The organism is Algorimicrobium algoritergicola, from assembly GCF_008086165.1.
Classification (GTDB): Bacteria; Bacteroidota; Bacteroidia; order Flavobacteriales; family Flavobacteriaceae; genus Algorimicrobium; species Algorimicrobium algoritergicola.
Window position 1 is genome coordinate 1 of record NZ_VSKL01000020.1, and the last position, 1,494, is coordinate 1,494.

A 1,494-nucleotide genomic window follows, 5' to 3' on the forward strand; every position below is an offset into this window, starting at 1 on the left:
AACACCGTATATAATTTATTGCTGGCTTCTTGCCTACTTGCGAAAGTCCTCGCGGACTTTCTTTGTCCGTAATTATTTACTAAATTAGTTGCTTAAAACACGCAACAAACCATATACAACAACGTTGTAACCAATTTGAGAAAAATTAGAACTATCAAAGAATTATTGGAAATAGATATTGAATTCCTCAATGAGAATTCAGTATTTAAAACTGACTCAATTTCTGACTCAAATGATAATCGGAATTTCTTACTCTTTGATTTAAAATCAAAATTTCTGAAAATATTTAACCAATTTCAGATTTCAATATTTGACAATAAAGCTCAACATCTTGAATTTCTTACTTCGAAATATAAATCAGATGATATAAAGGAACTTATCGAATTGATTGTAGATGAATACGGAACTGATGAAAACAATCAAAGCGCAACGGATTGGAATACGTTAAAACATATGAGTTGGTGGTTTAAAAATGTTCAACATGAACAAACTTATGACGAACCGAACAATACTGAGGAATTACATTACGGAATAATGATTGACGGAATGAATGACGAACTAATTAATTTATCACTAATTAACTATTGTAATATCGACTCTAAACTGAATAGTAAAAACTGGTTACAACAAAGTACTGTGGTAAAAAACAAGTAAAAACTCATTAACTTTTCACCAAAGTACTTCTGTAAGTATCCTCATATATTAATCCTGATTTTGCAATAGCAAAAGCCTGTTTTAGTAGCTTATTACAAACAGCTATTAATGCCAATTTTTTACTCTTTCCTTTTGCTACTAATCGTTCATAAATTTCCCTGCATGCCTTGTTGTATTTACACGCATTAAAACTGCACATAAATAATAAATTCCGAAGCTTCTGATTGCCTATCTTGCTGATTCGAGGTCGTCCTTTTACACTGCTTCCGCTCTTTCTAATTATAGGAGTTAAACCTGCATAACTACACAATTCACTTCCGCTTGTAAAACGCTCGAAACCGTCTGTGAGAACAACCAACATAAGCGATGTTTTCTTGCCAATGCCTGGAATCGTTTTTAATCGTGTTAACACATCTTGATGAACTTGCTTTACTAATATTAGCAACTTATCTTCCAAGGTTTTCATTTCTTTCTGAACGTGTTTCAAACTACGGTTCAAAGATTGTACAACGGCTTTACTTGGATTGCCTAAAACATCCTCACCATGTAATTTATTTTTTAACATCGTGCTCTGTTTTGTATACACAGAAAGGAGTCTGGTCATTTGTAGACATTCTGTTTGGTGTTTAGAATTGCCTTGCCAAAGTTTTAATTCGACCTGTTTTGCGTACTCACAAATCAGTTTTGAATCACTTTTATCCGTCTTGATCTTTGAGAGCTTCATCTGGATAAAGCGTTTGACTGCTAATGGATTTTCTACAGACAATTTGATGCCAGATTCCAAAAAAAAATAAGCTAACTGATAATGATAATAACCTGTAGCTTCCATCACACAATGAC

2 protein-coding genes are annotated in these 1,494 nt (G+C 32.9%); one reads left to right on the top strand and one right to left on the bottom strand.

Annotated features, from left to right (window positions below):
- The first annotated feature begins 135 nt into the window (after positions 1–135).
- A complete protein-coding gene (locus ES675_RS16305) occupies positions 136–654 on the top strand; it encodes a hypothetical protein (protein ID WP_148367580.1) in 519 nt (172 codons plus the stop codon).
- Between the two features lie 7 nt (positions 655–661).
- Here the strand turns inward: ES675_RS16305 and ES675_RS16310 are convergent.
- Positions 662–1,494 (bottom strand): IS110 family RNA-guided transposase (locus ES675_RS16310; RefSeq protein ID WP_148367582.1); only part of this gene is annotated, 833 nt, incomplete at its 5' end.